The following is a 15,720-nucleotide window of genomic DNA, read 5'->3' on the forward strand; positions in this document are numbered from 1 at the left end:
TTTTGCTTTTTGTTCAAAAAATAACTTGCATAATATGTGTCTTAGGGACATTATTAAATTGTCGCAGGGACATTAATGAATTGAGAGGGCAAAGAAATGGAAAAACGGTTGCAGTTATTCATTGATAATCAAGAGATTGCCTTAACAACCGGCATTTTCCCAGACGGAGCGGTATGGCTGAAGGTGACAGGCAAACTGCCAGAAAGCGCGCAGCTGATGCGTGTTCGTGCCGCCGCCATGCGTGATATGAATGATTTCATGTTGCTGGCTCAATTGGTTGATGCCGTATGCCATGTTACCGATGTGCTGGTCAGCCACCTTGAGCTTCCGTGGCTCCCGTGGGCCCGTCAGGACCGTCATATGGTGGCGGGCGACAGCTTTGCCCTGAAGGTTTTTGCCCGTCAACTCAATACTCTGGGCTTCGATAAAGTTAAGGTGCTCGACCCGCACAGCGATGCGGCGGGGGCAGCGATTGATAATTTTGTCGCTATCCCGCAGGAAGTCTGCCTGCTGCACAGTCCCACGCTGGCACGTCAGTTTCAGCAGCAGGCGTTAATGCTGGTTGCCCCGGATGCGGGCGCACTGAAAAAAATAGACGCGGTTGCCAGAGCGACAGGGGCATCTGAATACGCGGTATTAACGAAAAAACGCGATGTGGCGAGCGGCAATCTCACCGGTTTCGCGCTGGTCTCCGGCGATGTAAAGGGCAGGGATGTGCTGATTGTCGATGACCTGTGTGATGCCGGAGGGACGTTTATTGGCTCCGCGCAGGTCCTGCGCGATGCGGGCGCTCGCAGCGTCAGCCTGTACGTCACGCACGGTATCTTTTCTAAAGGCGTGGAAAATCTGCTTTCAAACGGGATCGACGCAATTTATACCACCACTTCGTTTACTTCACCCGCGCTTGCGCATCCGAACCTTGAACTGATTGATATCGCTGCTATTTACGGCGCTTAACGGAGAAACATCATGAAAATGAACCCCATTCTGGCTATCGATGGCTACAAAGTTTCGCACCGCGTGCAGTATCCGCAGGGCACCACGAAGGTTTACTCCAATTTTACGCCGCGCAGCGATCGCTTTTTTCAGTCTCCGCTTGCCGATGGCAAGCTGGTGTTCTTCGGTTTACAGGGCTTTATGCAGTGGTTCCTGGTCGATCTGTTTAACGATGCCTTTTTCTCCCGTCCGGAAGATGAGGTGGTGAATGAGTACAAACAGGTGATGGACAGTTATCTGGGACGCGACGCCGTCGCTGTCGATCACATCCGCACGTTGCACCGTACCGGCTATCTTCCACTGCACATTAAAGCGCTGGATGAGGGCAGCAAAGTACCGATGAAGGTGCCGGTTCTGACGATCACCAATACCCGTGACGATGCCTTCTGGCTGGTGAACTACCTGGAAACCGTGCTCTCCGCCGAGCTGTGGAAAGCCTCAACCAACGCCACGATTGCGCACCATTACCGTAAGATTTGTGAAAAATGGGCGGCGAAAACCTGTAGCGATCTCTCGCACCTGGATTTTCAGTGCCACGACTTTTCTTTCCGCGGGATGGCCGGTTTACAGGACACGATGCAGGCGGGCAGCGGTCATCTGTTGAGCTTCAAAGGCACTGACAGCATTCCGTCTATCCTGTATGCGCGGGATTACTACACCGAAGGCGAAGAGTACTTTATTGGCGCGAGCATCCCGGCGACGGAACACAGCGTGATGTGCATGGGCCAGCATGAAGGCGAGATTGAGACGTTTCGTCGTCTGATTGCCGACCTCTATCCGCAGGGATTTGTCTCCATCGTGTCTGATACTTGGGACTACTGGCGCGTATTGACCGAATATACCCGCGAACTGAAATCGTTGATTATGAACCGCGAAGGGCGCGTGGTATTTCGTCCTGACAGCGGCGACCCGGTAGACATTCTTTGCGGCACCGGGGCGGATGACGACACGCGTGCTGAGCGTAGCCCGGAAGAAAAAGGCTCGGTAGAAGTGCTGTGGGAGATTTTCGGCGGCACGGTGAATGAGAAAGGCTATAAAGTCCTCGACCCGCACGTGGGGCTGATTTACGGCGATTCCATTACTCTGGAGCGGGCGAATGAGATCCTGCGCCGTCTGGAAGCAAAAGGTTTCGCCAGTTCTAACGTGGTATTTGGCATCGGCTCCTTTACCTATCAGTACAACACCCGTGACACCTTCGGTTTTGCAATGAAAGCCACCTGGGGACAGGTGAACGGCGAAGGGCGCACTATTTTCAAAGAGCCGAAAACCGATAACGGTATGAAACGTTCCGCCCGCGGCCTGCTGCGCGTTGAGCGTGATTCGCAGGGAGAGCTGGTGCTTCATGACGAGCAAACTTGGGAGCAGGAACAGGAAGGCGAGCTGAAAATCCGTTTTCTCGACGGTAAGCTTTTCAACCGCGAACATTTTGAACAGATCCGTCATCGTCTGGCGGCACAAGGTTAATCATTCCCGTAACCTGCCGGGTGGCGGCTTCGCCTTACCCGGCCTACTTTTAATACTATATATCAAAGCGTTTCGCTCACGGTAGGCCCGGTAAGCGCAGCGCCACCGGGCAGGCCATCCACCGCCGCTAAGTTTATCGCGCCCGACGCCACCCTCCATTAAATCTTTTTGCCTCGTTCTAAATTGATCCTCATCACATAACGTCAATTCTAATCATTACTCTCAGGCTAATGATTCTTCCCGCCGCTTAATTGATGCATTTCTCACCAAAGCTCAGACTCTTCTCAGTGTTAAGCCAATCAAACTGATTGCTGAATCAGGAGGTTCATAATGTTATCTGGGCAAACGCCAGCACGCGTCTGGAACACCCGCCGCACTGAAAAACAGCGGCGTCTGGCATCCGTACCCGTGCAGGGGAAGGTACTGCCAACCGCAGACCTGGTCGCGATGCTGGAAAAACTGATCGCGCCGGGCGATCGCGTGGTTCTTGAAGGGAACAACCAGAAGCAGGCTGATTTCTTGTCCCGCATGCTGGCTGAAGTTAATCCGCAGATTGTGCATGACCTGCACATGATCATGCCAAGCGTCGGGCGCAGCGAACATCTGGATATCTTTGAAAAAGGTATCGCCCGCAAACTGGATTTCTCCTTCTCCGGGACCCAAAGCCTGCGCATTTCGCAGCTGCTGGAAGATGGCCTGCTGGAAATCGGTGCTATCCATACTTACATTGAGCTTTACTCCCGTCTGTATGTCGATCTCTCGCCAAACGTGGCGCTTATTGCCGGTTTTAAAGCTGACCGTAAAGGCAACCTCTATACCGGGGCGAGCACCGAAGATACGCCGGCACTGGTTGAAGCGGCCGCGTTCCATGACGGCATTGTTATCGCTCAGGTTAATGAACTGGTCGATGATGAATGCGATCTGCCGCGTGTTGATATCCCCGGTTCGTGGATTGACTACGTGGTGGTCGCCGACAAACCCTTCTTTATTGAACCGCTGTTTACCCGCGACCCGCGCCTGATCAAACAGGAACATATCCTGATGGCGATGATGGCGATCAAGGGCATCTACGCGGAACATCAGGTGCAGTCGCTGAACCACGGTATCGGCTTTAATACCGCCGCTATCGAACTGCTGCTGCCGACCTACGGCGAACAGCTCGGCCTGAAAGGCAAAATTTGTAAACACTGGACCCTGAACCCGCATCCGACGCTGATCCCGGCCATTGAAAGCGGCTGGGTGGAAAGCGTGCACTGCTTCGGCGGCGAACTGGGGATGGAAGAATACATCCGCGCCCGCCCTGACGTGTTCTTTACCGGCGCTGATGGCTCCATGCGTTCTAACCGCGCCTTCTGCCAGCTGGCAGGTCAGTACGCGGTCGATATGTTTATCGGTTCCACCTTGCAGGTCGATGGTTATGCCAACTCCTCAACCGTGACCCGCGGTCGTCTTTCCGGCTTCGGCGGCGCGCCGAATATGGGCCACGATCCGCACGGTCGTCGTCATGCCACTCCGGCATGGCTGAATATGATCACCGAACCGGACCCAATGCAGCGCGGGAAAAAACTGGTCGTCCAGATGGTTGAAACCTTCCAGGCAGGCGTGAAACCGACCTTCGTGGAAAAACTCGATGCTATTGAAGTGGCAAAAACCTCCGGGATGCCGCTGGCGCCGGTGATGATCTACGGCGACGACGTGACCCACGTGCTGACCGAAGAAGGTATCGCCTATCTCTATCGCGCTGAATCGCTGGAAGAGCGTCGGGCGATGGTCGCGGCAGTGGCCGGTATCACCGACATCGGGCTGGGCGTAGACGCTAAACGCGTTGCCGCCCTGCGTCAGAGCGGGAAAGTGGTCTATCCGGAAGATATGGGTATTCGTCGCACCGACGCCACCCGTTCTCTGCTGGCGGCCGGTAGCGTAGCCGACCTGGTGGAATGGTCCGGCGGTCTCTACAACCCACCTGCGAAATTCCGGAGCTGGTAATGAAACTTCTGCCCCGGATCCAGGTTGAAGGCGGTGCCGAATGGCTGGCGCGAGCCGCCACGCAGTGTCTGATTGACGAAGCGCGATTAAGCCCGAAACCCGGTCTGGTGGACAGTCGGGGGAACGGCGCGCACCACGATTTATCCCTTGCGCTGATGGAGCGCTCTGCGCACAGCCTGACCCCCACGTTTCAGGCGCTGGCGCAACAAAGCTGGCGGCGTCCCGCTGACATTGCGCTCAGACAAACCATAGGGCGACTCGGCCGCGACGGCGAGCAGCAGATGATGGCGGCCACCGGCGGCGTAAACACCCATCGCGGCGCGATTTGGGCGCTGGGATTGCTGGTGAGCGCGGTAGCGATGCACGGCGGCGTGGGCAGCGCGCAGCAGATAGCCAACACCGCCGCTGAACTGGCGAAACTGCCGGATGACGCCGCGCCCAGAGTTTTCAGTAAAGGGCTACGCGCCACGCACCGCTACCGGGTGCCAGGCGCACGCGAAGAGGCACAGCAGGCGTTTCCGCACATTATGCAGCGGGCATTGCCGCAGCTTCGACTGAGTCGGCTAAACGGCAGTAGCGAAACGCAGGCCCGACTGGATGCCCTGATGGCCATCATGACTTCGCTGACCGACACCTGCGTGCTGTCCCGCGCCGGTCTTGAAGGGCTGGATGCGATGCAGGACGGTGCCCGCGCAGTGCTTAACGCCGGCGGCAGCGCTTGTCCGGCAGGCCAGCTGGCATTAGCCGCACTCGACAGGCACATGCTGGCGCTGAACGCTTCGCCGGGCGGGGCCGCTGACTTGCTCGCCGCCACCCTGTTTCTCGATCGCATTGAGTCGCCTTATTTAACGCATTAAGAGGATGTTATGGAACACATTACGTTAACCGTACCGGCCAGCCGCACCTTAAGCGGTAAAGCGCTGGCAGGCGTTGTGGGCTCCGGGGATATGGAGGTGTTATTCACCGCCGACCAGGGCCAGACGTTAACCATTGATATCACCACTTCTGTCGATAACAGCCGTAGCCGCTGGGAAGCGCTGATTAGCCGTTTAGAAACGGTCAGCAGCCTGCCTGCCGGGAAAATGACGATCCACGATTTCGGCGCAACGCCCGGCGTGGCACGTATTCGTATCGAACAGGTATTTGAAGAGGTGAGCTATGCGTGATGACCGCAGTTTTATCGAATTAAAAGCACGTCAGCGCGCGCAGGCGTTGCTGGATGACGGCAGCTATCGCGAACTGCTCGATCCGTTTGAAGGCATCGTTTCGCCGTGGCTGGGTGCGCAGGGCATCGTCCCGCAGGCCGATGACGGCATGGTCGTCGCCAAAGGCACCATCAACGGCAAACCGGCGGTTGTTGTGGCGATTGAAGGCGCGTTCCAGGGCGGCAGCATGGGCGAAGTGTCCGGGGCCAAAATGGCGGCGGCGCTGGAGCTGGCGGCGGAAGATAACCGTAACGGTATCCCGACGCAGGCGGTACTGTGCCTCGAAACCGGCGGCGTACGCTTACAGGAAGCGAACCTTGGCCTGGCGGCGATTGCTGACATCCACGCGGCGATTGTCGATCTCCGTCGTTATACCCCGGTGGTCGGCATTGTCGCCGGGACCGTGGGTTGCTTCGGCGGGATGTCCATCGCCGCTGCACTGTGCAGCTATCTGATCGTCACCCGTGAAGCGCGTCTGGGTCTGAACGGCCCGCAGGTCATCGAACAGGAAGCCGGGATTGAAGAGTATGACTCCCGCGACCGTCCGTTTATCTGGAGCATGACTGGTGGCGAAGTGCGCTATCAAAGCGGGCTGGTGGATGCATTAGTCGGCGACGGCGTAAATGCAGTCAAAGCGGCAATGAACGACGCGCTGGCGAAAGGCGTTCCGGCGAAACATCGCACCGATAACTATGACGATTATCTTAACCGTCTGACCAACTTCGACACCCGTAAACAGGCCGATGCCGAACAGATTAACGCGCTCTTTGCCCGGGAGGTGAAATGATGAGTACTTCAATAAGCCGCGGCGAATTATGGCTGGAAACCCTCGTACCGAATGCGAAACGTCTGGAAGGGCTGTGCCCGTCTGTGCAGGCCGCTGACGGTGAACTGAATGGTGAAACGGTACGCTTTATTGCCGTGGTGCCGGATGCGAACAACCATTACCCGCGCGCCGCCAAAGGCGAAGTGGGGCTGCTGGAAGGCTGGACGCTGGCGAAAGTGGTCAGCGAAACCGTCGCCGCCGACGCAGACAAAGCCGTCAAGCGCCCGATTGTGGCGGTGATAGACGTGCCAAGCCAGGCCTACGGTCGTCGTGAAGAGGGTTTTGGTATTCATCAGGCGCTGGCCGGTGCGGCGGCAGCCTATGCCAACGCGCGTCTGGCCGGTCATCCGGTGATTGGTCTGATCGTGGGTAAAGCGATGTCCGGCGCGTTTCTGGCGCACGGCTACCAGGCGAACCGCCTGATCGCCTTCAACGATAACGGGGTGCTGATTCATGCGATGGGCAAAGAGTCCGCCGCACGTATCACTCTGCGTAGCGTTGAATCGCTGGAAAAACTGGCGGCGACTATTCCGCCAATGGCGTACGACATTGATAACTACGCCACGCTGGGGCTGCTTGCCGATCTGCTGGACATCAGCAACCCGGATGCCCCGTCTGCAAACGATCTGACGCTGGTGTTAACCACGCTGCACCAGGCCATCAACGACGCTCGTCAGGACCCTACGCTGAAAAGCCGTCTGGGCGCTGACAACCGCCGCAGCTCTGCTCTCGTGCGTGAACGTATGCAAGCGAGCTGGTAAGCAATAAGAGACCTGCCGGATTGCCTGCCGCGCGGCGACGCGCTGGGCAGGCAACTGAAAAATAATAATCATCGCGCCAGTGCTAAACACAGTGTCCTCCAGCCCGCACAGGGAACGGTAGCCTGAAGGATGACGTGATTTTTCTTTTTTAACTACAGGTGATATATGACTTACGTGATTGTTCATGCCCTTGCACCGATTTTTATCATCATGCTGCTGGGATTCTGGGCCGGGAAGGCCAAAATGGTGGATAACAAGAATGTTTCCCTGCTTAACATTTTTGTGATGGATTTTGCGTTACCGGCGACGCTGTTCAGCGCGACGGTACAAACGCCGTGGACCGGTATTGTTGCGCAGTCACCGCTGGTGCTGGTACTGACGCTGGCCATGTGGATCACCTATGCCGCCATTTATTTCCTGGCGACGACGGTCTTCAAAAAATCGCCGCAGGATGCTGCGGTGCTGACGCTGACCGTTGCCCTGCCAAACTACGCGGCGCTCGGTCTGCCGATTCTGGGGAGCGTACTGGGCGAAGGTGCGGCAACATCGCTTTCCGTCGCCGTATCCATCGCCTGTGGTTCCGTGCTGATGACGCCGTTCTGCCTGTTAATTCTGGAACGTGAAAAAGCGCGTGCGGAAGGCAACAACACCGGCTCTACGCTGGCGATGCTGCCGGTGCTGATGTGGCGTTCACTGAAAAAACCTATCGTAATGGGGCCGCTGCTGGGGGTGATCCTCTCCGCCATCGGCATCAAAATGCCGGAGCTGGTGCTGGCGGCGATTAAACCGCTGGGACTGTCGGCGACGGCTGCCGCGCTGTTCCTGACCGGGGTGATCCTTTCTGCCCGTAAGCTGAAAATCAACACCATGGTGATCAGCGCGACCATTACCAAGCTGCTGATTCAGCCGGTTATTGCATGGGGTCTGGTGCTGGCATTTGGTCTGCATGGTTCGGTAGCCATCACCGCGATCCTGATGATTGCGCTGGCTGCGGGCTTCTTCGGCGTGGTCTTTGGTAACCGCTTTGGCGTGCAATCGCCGGATGCAGAAGCCGTGCTGCTGCTCAGTTCCGTATTGTGTATCCTGTCGCTGCCGCTGTTTATCTCGCTGACTTCAGGACTCTAAAATGACATCAACATTACGCCCGCACGATCTTGTCTGGCTTACCGCGCGTAACGCGCTGGACGGTATCACGGAATCCTGGGTGGATGACGTCTGGCATACCGCTCTGCCGGTGGTGGTGCGGCGTGATGTTGATGGACAGGGGCGCATTCCCGTAGGCGTGCGTGGGATGCGCCGCGACCAGCGGGCGGCGGGCTGGGTTCGGCCTGAGCACGTTGTACGCGTGGTCGCGCCGGACGATCTGGTCGGGCCGCAAACGCTGCTACGTTCGCCGTTTATTTCGCAGCCGCCGGTACAGCTGGCGCTTCAGCTTGCCCAACTGGCGTGGCCGTGGACATGGGGAGTCACTGGTAGCGTAGGGTACGCGCTGGCAACCGGCATTCCGGTGATCCACGCACAAAGCGACCTGGATTTGCTGATCCGCGCCCCGCAACCGCTGGCATCCGCGCAACTTGAGCGCTGGCAGCAATCATTAACGACAGTTCTTTGCCGTGCGGACACCCAGGTCGAGACGCCCTGTGGCGGCTTTGCGCTGGCGGAGTGGTTACGCGACGGCAAAGTATTGTTGAAAACCAGCCGGGGTCCGTGCCTGGTACGCGATCCGTGGCGCAGGGAGGGACCATGAAAATACTGTTTACCTTTCCGGGGCAGGGGACACAGCGTCCTGGCATGCTGCAACAGCTCCCCGGCAGTGAAATGGAGCAGGCGCGTGCGGTGCTGGGTGACGAGGCCGATACGCTGGATTCACCCGAGGCATTACGTCATACCCGCGCCGTACAGCTGGCGCTGTTGATTGCCGGCGTCGCATGGGGCCGCGAATTGCAGCGCCGCGATGTTGAGCCGGATATTGTCAGCGGTCTTTCAATCGGGGCGTATCCCGCCGCGGTGATTGCCGGGGCGCTGGATTTTGCCGATGCGTTAAAACTGGTCGCGCTGCGGGGCGATTTAATGGAGCAGGCGTATCCGCACGGCTACGGGCTGACGGCGATTATGGGCCTGACGCTTAGCCAGGTGGAAGCGCTCCTGGAAGGCAGCGAAGCTTATATCGCCAATCTCAATGCCGAAACGCAGATTGTGATTGCCGGATCCGATGACGCAATGGCGGAAGTGGCGCGGCGGGCGCTGGAAAAAGGGGCCAGCAAAGCGCATCGTCTGGCGGTAAGCGTGCCGTCGCACTGTGCGTTACTGGCGGAACCGGCGCAGAAGCTGGTGGCCGCTTTCCGCAACGTGACGCTTTCCCGTCCGTGCTGCGCTTATCTGAGCGGCAGCACCGGACGCGTGCTGTGGCAGGCAGAAAAGATCGCCGACGATCTGGCGATGAATATGGCGCGCACGGTGCGCTGGCAGGAAGCGGTGATTGCCGCTAACGAACGCGAAGCGCGGCTGGCGATCGAGATGCCGCCGGGCGGCGTATTAACCTGTCTGACGCGGCAGGCCGCGTGGGAAGGCGAATCCCTCTCGCTGGAGCGCAGCGGGATTGAGGTCGCGGTACATCTGGCGAAACGGCTTCAGGCACAGCGTTGATGACCGATTCGTTTGTCGGCGCCGAGCCACATTGCCCGGTGGCGCTGCGCTTACCGGGCCTACCAGTAAGCTTTCGATTATAACCTTTTGATCGTAAATAACGTTTCCGTAGGCCGGGTAAGGCGAAGCCGCCACCCGGCAGGTTCACCCGGCGGCATACACCATGCCGTCCGGCGTCATATTACTCAGACGTTTTCCTGTAAACTGCGCGCGTACATACGGCCTTCCGCCGCCAGCGCCAGCAGATTCGGGTCCCTCTCGCGGTTGCGGGCAAAGACGATGGCAATAAGCTGCTGCATCTGGTACGGCTGCGAGAGCTTCTGCAATTTTATCGAACCTTCGTACATCTTTTTCATGCGGCCCGGCATCAGGGCAAAACCAACGCCGGCCTGTACCAGACTGAGCATCGAAAAAATATCGTTAACCCGGGTGACAATTTCTGGCTCAAAACCAGCAATATGAAACGCTTCCTGAAAGCCTGCGTAGGTGGCAAAACCTTCGGCCAGAGAGACGAATTTCTGGTCGCGATAATCGCGCAGGTCGGCCAGTTTTGTGGGATCCAGCGATGCGCTGGCAGGCGCGGCAAGGTAAATATCATCATGAAACAGCGGCAGTACTTCAAGATTATTACGATCGATCTCACTCTCAGAAATTGAAATCAGGATCGCATCAAGGATGCCGTCTTCCAGCATCGTTAGCAGCGCGTCGTTGGAGCCCATCGTCAGATCCATTTCCAGATCCGGACGGCGCAATTTCATTCCCATGATCAGACGCGGTACGGTCTCCAGCGTCAGTGAATAGAGCGTACCGACGCGTATACGCCCCTGCCCGACGCCTGCAATTTTGCGTGTCTCTTCCACACCGCGCGCCATCAGCTGAGTCACTTCCTGGCAATACTCCAGCAGCGTTACGGCGGCTGGCAGCGCCATCAGATTGCGGCCCTTATGAATGAACAGCGGGCAGCGCACATTCTCTTCCAGAGTATGCAACGCGCGGTGGACGCTGACGCCGCTTAACGCCAGCGCCTCGGCGGTGCGGGCAATATTTCCTTTCTCCATAAACGTCATGAAGATGGCGAGTTTGCGAAAGGTAATATCGCTGGAGATATCCGGGATCATCTGTGGCCGCTCCGTATAAGAAGTATTAGTCGCCCTGGGTCATGGCTTCCAGCTGTTCGTGCGCCTCCAGCCAGGCCATTTCGCACTCCTCCAGACCCGCCTTCGCGCTGGCCTGCTGTTGCAGACAGGCGGTCAGTTCTGCTTTACGGCTTTGATCGTACAACTCGCTGTCGCCAAGGGTTTCTTCCGCTTTCGCCAGCTGCGCGTTGAGTTTCTCCATCTCTTTTTCCAGACGGGTAATCTCTTTACGCAGCGGCTGGGTCAGGGTACGCAGTTCCGCTTCACGACGCTTCTGATCCTTACGCGCCTGCGCGCTATTGGCGTTGTCTTTCGCCGTATCGTCAGGCTGGCTTTCCTGCTTCTGAATGTCGCTTAGCCATTTCTGATAGTCCTCGAGATCGCCATCGAACGGTTCGACTTTGCCATCGTGGACCAGATAGAGATCGTCAGTGGTGGAGCGCAGCAGGTGACGGTCGTGGGAGACGACGACCAGCGCACCTTCAAACTCAATCAGCGCTTCGGTCAGCGCCTGGCGCATGTCGAGGTCAAGGTGGTTGGTGGGTTCATCGAGCAGCAGCAGGTTCGGGCGCTGCCAGACGATTAACGCCAGCACCAGCCGTGCTTTTTCGCCGCCGGAAAAACGTTCGGTTCGCTCGGTGACTTTATCGCCCCGGAAGCCGAAGCCGCCAAGGTAGTCGCGCAGCTTCTGCTCCAGCTCTTGCGGCGCCAGCCGGGCCATATGCTGTAGCGGTGATTCATCAGCGCGTAAAAATTCCAGCTGGTGCTGAGCGAAATACCCCAGTTTAATCCCTTTCGCCAGGCCGATTTCGCCGTGAGTCGGAGCCAGTTCACCTGCCAGCAATTTGATTAGCGTCGATTTCCCTGCGCCGTTGCGACCAAGAAGGCCAATGCGCGAACCCGGCACGAGGTTTAATTTGATGGAGTCGAGAATGGTGCGTTCGCCGTAGCCTGCGCTCACTTTTTCCATTTTCAACAGCGGATTCGGCAGGCTTTCCGGAATGCGGAAGCTGAAATGGAACGGGTTATCAACGTGCGCTGGCGCAATAAGCTCCATCCGTTCCAGCATCTTCACGCGGCTTTGCGCCTGCTTTGCCTTACTGGCTTTGGCCTTAAAGCGGTCGATAAAACTTTGCAGATGCGCGACGCGCAGCTGCTGGCTTTCATATGTCGCCTGCTGCTGCGCCAGGCGCGTGGCACGCTGTATCTCAAACGAGCTGTAGTTACCGGTGTATTCAAACATCGACTGCTGCTCGATATGAATGATTTTATCCACCACCGGATCGAGAAAGTCGCGGTCGTGGGAAATCAGGATCAGCGTGCCCTGATAACTTTTCAGCCAGCGCTCCAGCCAGATCACCGCATCAAGGTCGAGGTGGTTGGTTGGTTCATCCAGCAACAGCAGGTCGGAGCGGCAAATCAGCGCCTGCGCCAGGTTAAGACGCATCCGCCAGCCGCCGGAGAAGTCGCTGACCGGGCGTTCCAGCTGTTCGTTAGAAAAGCCAAGGCCGTGCAGCAGGCTGGACGCGCGGGAGCGAATGGTCCAGGCGTCAACCGCATCCAGCTTGCCATGAATGGTCGCAATCGCGTGTCCATCGTTAGCATCATTTGCTACCTGTAATTGCGCTTCGAGCTGGCGAAATTCACGATCCCCGTCGATAACGTAATCCAGCGCCGGTTGCGGCAGGGCAGGCGTCTCCTGATTCACCCAGGCAAGCTGCCAGGTGCCGGGAAACGTAAAGCTACCGGCATCGGCACTCAGCTCATTTTTCAGCAGCGCCAGCAGGGTGGATTTACCGCAGCCATTTTTACCCACCAGGCCGACTTTCTGGCCCGGATTAATCGTGGCCGTGGCGTTATCCAGCAGGACATGCACGCCGCGGCGAATTTGTAACGAGGAGAAAACAATCATTAAGATGCCGTATGTTCAGACTATGTTAATTTGTCATTATGATAATGTAAGGTTGCTGGCAAAATGCCGCACCGGGGCGCAATGGTAGCCCATAATGTAGACGATAGACAAAACCATTCTGGCAGCAATGCGGCCTGAACGAAACAGAACGACAAACCCGGGAGGGGAATGATGTCGCAGACAGCGAAAGTACTGCTGCTGTATGCCCATCCGGAATCACAGGACTCGGTAGCCAACCGGGTTTTGCTTAAGCCGGCCACGCAGCTGCAAAATGTTACCGTGCACGATCTCTATGCACAGTATCCCGATTTTTTTATTGATATTCCACGCGAACAGGCGTTGCTGCTGGAGCACGATGTGATCGTGTTTCAGCATCCGCTGTATACCTATAGCTGCCCGGCGCTGCTGAAAGAGTGGCTGGATCGGGTGTTGAGCCGGGGTTTTTCCAGCGGTCCGGGAGGGAATCAACTGGCGGGAAAGTACTGGCGGAGTGTGATCACCACCGGTGAACCGGAAAGTGCTTATCGGCACGATGCGCTAAATCGCTATCCCATGAGCGATGTTCTGCGCCCTTTTGAGTTAACCGCCGCCATGTGTCGTATGCACTGGCTTAACCCGATTATCGTGTATTGGGCCAGACGGCAAACGCCGCAGGAGCTGGCCAGCCGGGCCAAAGCTTACGGTGAGTGGCTGGCGTCACCGCTTAACAATGGAGGTCAGTGATGGAGGGATCCGATTTGTTACTGGCGGGCGTCCTGTTTCTTTTTGCCGCCGTCGTGGCGGTGCCGCTGGCGGCGCGTCTGGGGATCGGCGCGGTGCTGGGTTATCTGCTGGCAGGAATAGCCATCGGTCCGTGGGGGCTGGGGTTTATCAGCGACGTCGACGAGATCCTGCACTTCTCGGAGCTGGGCGTGGTGTTCCTTATGTTTATCATCGGGCTGGAACTGAACCCCGGTAAGCTCTGGGAATTGCGGCGCTCGATTTTTGGCGTTGGGGCGGCGCAGGTGATTTTCAGCGCGGCGATCCTCGGCGGGCTTTTGATGCTGACGGATTTCTCCTGGCAGGCGGCGGTAGTCGGCGGCATTGGCCTTGCCATGTCCTCGACGGCGATGGCCCTGCAGCTAATGCGTGAGAAGGGGATGAACCGCAGCGAATCCGGGCAGCTCGGCTTTTCGGTGCTGCTGTTTCAGGATCTGGCGGTGATCCCGGCGCTGGCGCTGGTGCCGTTACTGGCAGGATCGGGCGACGACCATTTTGACTGGATCAAAATCGGCATGAAAGTGCTGGCGTTTGCCGGGATGCTGGTGGGCGGGCGCTATTTACTGCGGCCGGTGTTTCGCTTTATTGCCGCCTCTGGCGTGCGCGAAGTGTTTACCGCCGCCACGCTGCTGCTGGTGCTCGGATCGGCGCTGTTTATGGATGCGCTGGGGCTGTCGATGGCGCTGGGCACTTTTATTGCCGGAATACTGCTGGCGGAAAGTGAATACCGCCACGAACTGGAATCGTCCATCGATCCCTTTAAAGGCTTGCTGCTGGGGCTGTTCTTTATCTCGGTCGGCATGTCGCTCAACCTGGGCGTGCTCTACACGCACCTGCTGTGGGTGATATTTAGCGTTTTTGCCCTGGTGGCGGTTAAAACCCTGGTGCTGTATCTGCTGGCGCGCGTCTACGGTCTGCGAAGCTCTGAGCGGATGCAGTTCGCCGGAGTGCTCAGCCAGGGTGGCGAATTTGCCTTTGTGCTGTTCTCTACGGCCTCGTCGCAAAAACTGTTTCAGAACGATCAGATGGCGCTGCTGCTGGTTACGGTCACGCTGTCGATGATGACCACACCGCTGTTGATGAAAGCCATCGATAAACGGCTCTCGCGGCAGTTTAACGGGCCGGATGACGAAGATGAAAAACCGTGGGTGGATGATGACAAACCGCAGGTTATTATCGTTGGATTCGGCCGTTTTGGTCAGGTGATCGGTCGTTTGCTGATGGCCAATAAAATGCGCATTACGGTACTGGAGCGCGATATCAGCGCGGTGGGGCTGATGCGTAAATACGGCTATAAGGTCTATTACGGTGACGCCACTCAGGTGGATTTGCTGCATGCGGCGGGTGCGGCAGAGGCACAGTCGATTGTTATCACCTGTAATGAGCCGGAAGATACCATGAAGCTGGTGGAAATTTGCCAGCAGCATTTTCCGCATTTAAAGATTATGGCGCGAGCGCGAGGCCGCGTAGAAGCGCACGAACTGTTACAGGCCGGCGTCACCCAGTTCTCTCGTGAAACCTTTTCCAGTGCGCTGGAGTTGGGGCGTAAGGCATTGATTTCGTTAGGTGTTCATCCTCATCAGGCGCACCGTGCGCAGCTTCATTTTCGTCGTCTGGATATGCGAATGCTGCGTGAACTTATGCCGGTACACACCGACACGGTGCAGATTTCTCGCGTACAGGAAGCGCGGCGCGAGCTGGAAGAGATCTTCCAGCGTGAAATGCATCAGGAGCGTCACCAGCTTGACGGCTGGGATGGCTCAGATCAGGAGTAAATAATGCCAGTCCGTAAACGTTTTATTGCAGGTGCAAAATGTCCTTCCTGCCAGGCGCAGGACACGCTGGCGATGTGGCGGGAAAATAATGTCGATATCGTTGAGTGTGTTAAGTGCGGTCATCAGATGCGTGAGGTCGATAAAGAGGCCCGCGATCACGTACGCAAGGAAGAGCAAGTGATCGGCATTTTCCATCCGGACTAGCGAGATGCCGCAGGTTTTTTTAAGCTAAAGGGTACACGCGTGCAGAATTC

15 protein-coding genes are annotated in these 15,720 nt (G+C 57.3%); 13 read left to right on the top strand and 2 right to left on the bottom strand.

Features of this window, described 5'->3' with window-relative positions:
* Positions 1-96: 96 nt before the first annotated feature.
* The 10 genes from prs (at position 97) to mdcH (ending at position 9,884) form a co-directional block, all read left to right on the top strand.
* Positions 97-957, top strand: coding sequence for a ribose-phosphate diphosphokinase (prs, locus tag P0H77_RS02250; protein WP_276163415.1), 861 nt, complete (start codon positions 97-99; stop codon positions 955-957).
* Positions 958-969: 12 nt separating this feature from the next.
* A complete protein-coding gene (locus P0H77_RS02255; RefSeq protein WP_276163416.1) occupies positions 970-2,460 on the top strand; it encodes a nicotinate phosphoribosyltransferase in 1,491 nt (496 codons plus the stop codon).
* A 330-nt stretch (positions 2,461-2,790) separates the two neighbouring features.
* Entirely contained in the window at positions 2,791-4,446 is a 1,656-nt protein-coding gene (gene mdcA, locus P0H77_RS02260) for a malonate decarboxylase subunit alpha (protein WP_276163417.1), read from the top strand.
* A complete protein-coding gene (locus tag P0H77_RS02265) occupies positions 4,446-5,303 on the top strand; it encodes a triphosphoribosyl-dephospho-CoA synthase (RefSeq protein ID WP_276163418.1) in 858 nt (285 codons plus the stop codon). The genes mdcA and P0H77_RS02265 overlap by 1 nt, the downstream gene beginning before the upstream one ends.
* A 9-nt stretch (positions 5,304-5,312) precedes the next feature.
* Positions 5,313-5,612 (top strand): malonate decarboxylase acyl carrier protein, encoded by a 300-nt coding sequence (gene mdcC / locus P0H77_RS02270; RefSeq protein ID WP_276163419.1) that lies wholly within the window; start codon positions 5,313-5,315, stop codon positions 5,610-5,612.
* The gene (locus P0H77_RS02275) at positions 5,605-6,438 is read left to right on the top strand and encodes a biotin-independent malonate decarboxylase subunit beta (RefSeq protein WP_276163420.1); all 834 of its coding nucleotides are present in this window, start codon (positions 5,605-5,607) and stop codon (positions 6,436-6,438) included. Before mdcC ends, P0H77_RS02275 begins: the two co-directional genes overlap by 8 nt.
* Positions 6,438-7,238 carry a biotin-independent malonate decarboxylase subunit gamma gene (mdcE, locus tag P0H77_RS02280; protein ID WP_276165221.1) on the top strand — a complete coding sequence of 267 codons (801 nt, stop codon included), beginning with the start codon at positions 6,438-6,440 and terminating at the stop codon, positions 7,236-7,238. Before P0H77_RS02275 ends, mdcE begins: the two co-directional genes overlap by 1 nt.
* 165 nt (positions 7,239-7,403) lie before the next feature.
* Positions 7,404-8,363: an AEC family transporter gene (locus P0H77_RS02285; RefSeq protein WP_276163421.1), complete on the top strand. Its 960-nt coding sequence runs from the start codon at positions 7,404-7,406 to the stop codon at positions 8,361-8,363.
* Between the two features lies 1 nt (position 8,364).
* The gene (locus P0H77_RS02290; protein ID WP_276163422.1) at positions 8,365-8,985 is read left to right on the top strand and encodes a malonate decarboxylase holo-ACP synthase; all 621 of its coding nucleotides are present in this window, start codon (positions 8,365-8,367) and stop codon (positions 8,983-8,985) included.
* Positions 8,982-9,884, top strand: coding sequence for a malonate decarboxylase subunit epsilon (mdcH, locus tag P0H77_RS02295; RefSeq protein WP_276163423.1), 903 nt, complete (start codon positions 8,982-8,984; stop codon positions 9,882-9,884). Before P0H77_RS02290 ends, mdcH begins: the two co-directional genes overlap by 4 nt.
* Positions 9,885-10,069: 185 nt before the next feature.
* On the opposite strand, the gene P0H77_RS02300 is transcribed toward mdcH, so the two are convergent.
* The gene (locus P0H77_RS02300) at positions 10,070-11,002 is read right to left on the bottom strand and encodes a LysR family transcriptional regulator (protein ID WP_276163424.1); all 933 of its coding nucleotides are present in this window, start codon (positions 11,000-11,002) and stop codon (positions 10,070-10,072) included.
* Between the two features lie 25 nt (positions 11,003-11,027).
* Positions 11,028-12,932: an ABC transporter ATP-binding protein gene (locus tag P0H77_RS02305; protein ID WP_276163425.1), complete on the bottom strand. Its 1,905-nt coding sequence runs from the start codon at positions 12,930-12,932 to the stop codon at positions 11,028-11,030.
* 171 nt (positions 12,933-13,103) lie between these two features.
* Here P0H77_RS02305 and kefG point away from each other — a divergent pair, with 171 nt between their 5' ends.
* Genes kefG through P0H77_RS02320 form a run of 3 tightly spaced genes read left to right on the top strand, consistent with a single transcriptional unit; the run spans position 13,104 to position 15,670 of the window.
* A complete protein-coding gene (kefG, locus tag P0H77_RS02310; protein WP_176916768.1) occupies positions 13,104-13,655 on the top strand; it encodes a glutathione-regulated potassium-efflux system ancillary protein KefG in 552 nt (183 codons plus the stop codon).
* Positions 13,655-15,466 carry a glutathione-regulated potassium-efflux system protein KefB gene (gene kefB / locus P0H77_RS02315; RefSeq protein ID WP_276163426.1) on the top strand — a complete coding sequence of 604 codons (1,812 nt, stop codon included), beginning with the start codon at positions 13,655-13,657 and terminating at the stop codon, positions 15,464-15,466. The genes kefG and kefB overlap by 1 nt, the downstream gene beginning before the upstream one ends.
* A gap of 3 nt (positions 15,467-15,469) precedes the next feature.
* Positions 15,470-15,670 carry a YheV family putative zinc ribbon protein gene (locus tag P0H77_RS02320; protein WP_276163427.1) on the top strand — a complete coding sequence of 67 codons (201 nt, stop codon included), beginning with the start codon at positions 15,470-15,472 and terminating at the stop codon, positions 15,668-15,670.
* Positions 15,671-15,720: the final 50 nt, after the last annotated feature.

It is taken from the genome of Superficieibacter sp. HKU1, assembly GCF_029319185.1.
Taxonomy (GTDB): domain Bacteria; phylum Pseudomonadota; class Gammaproteobacteria; order Enterobacterales; family Enterobacteriaceae; genus Superficieibacter.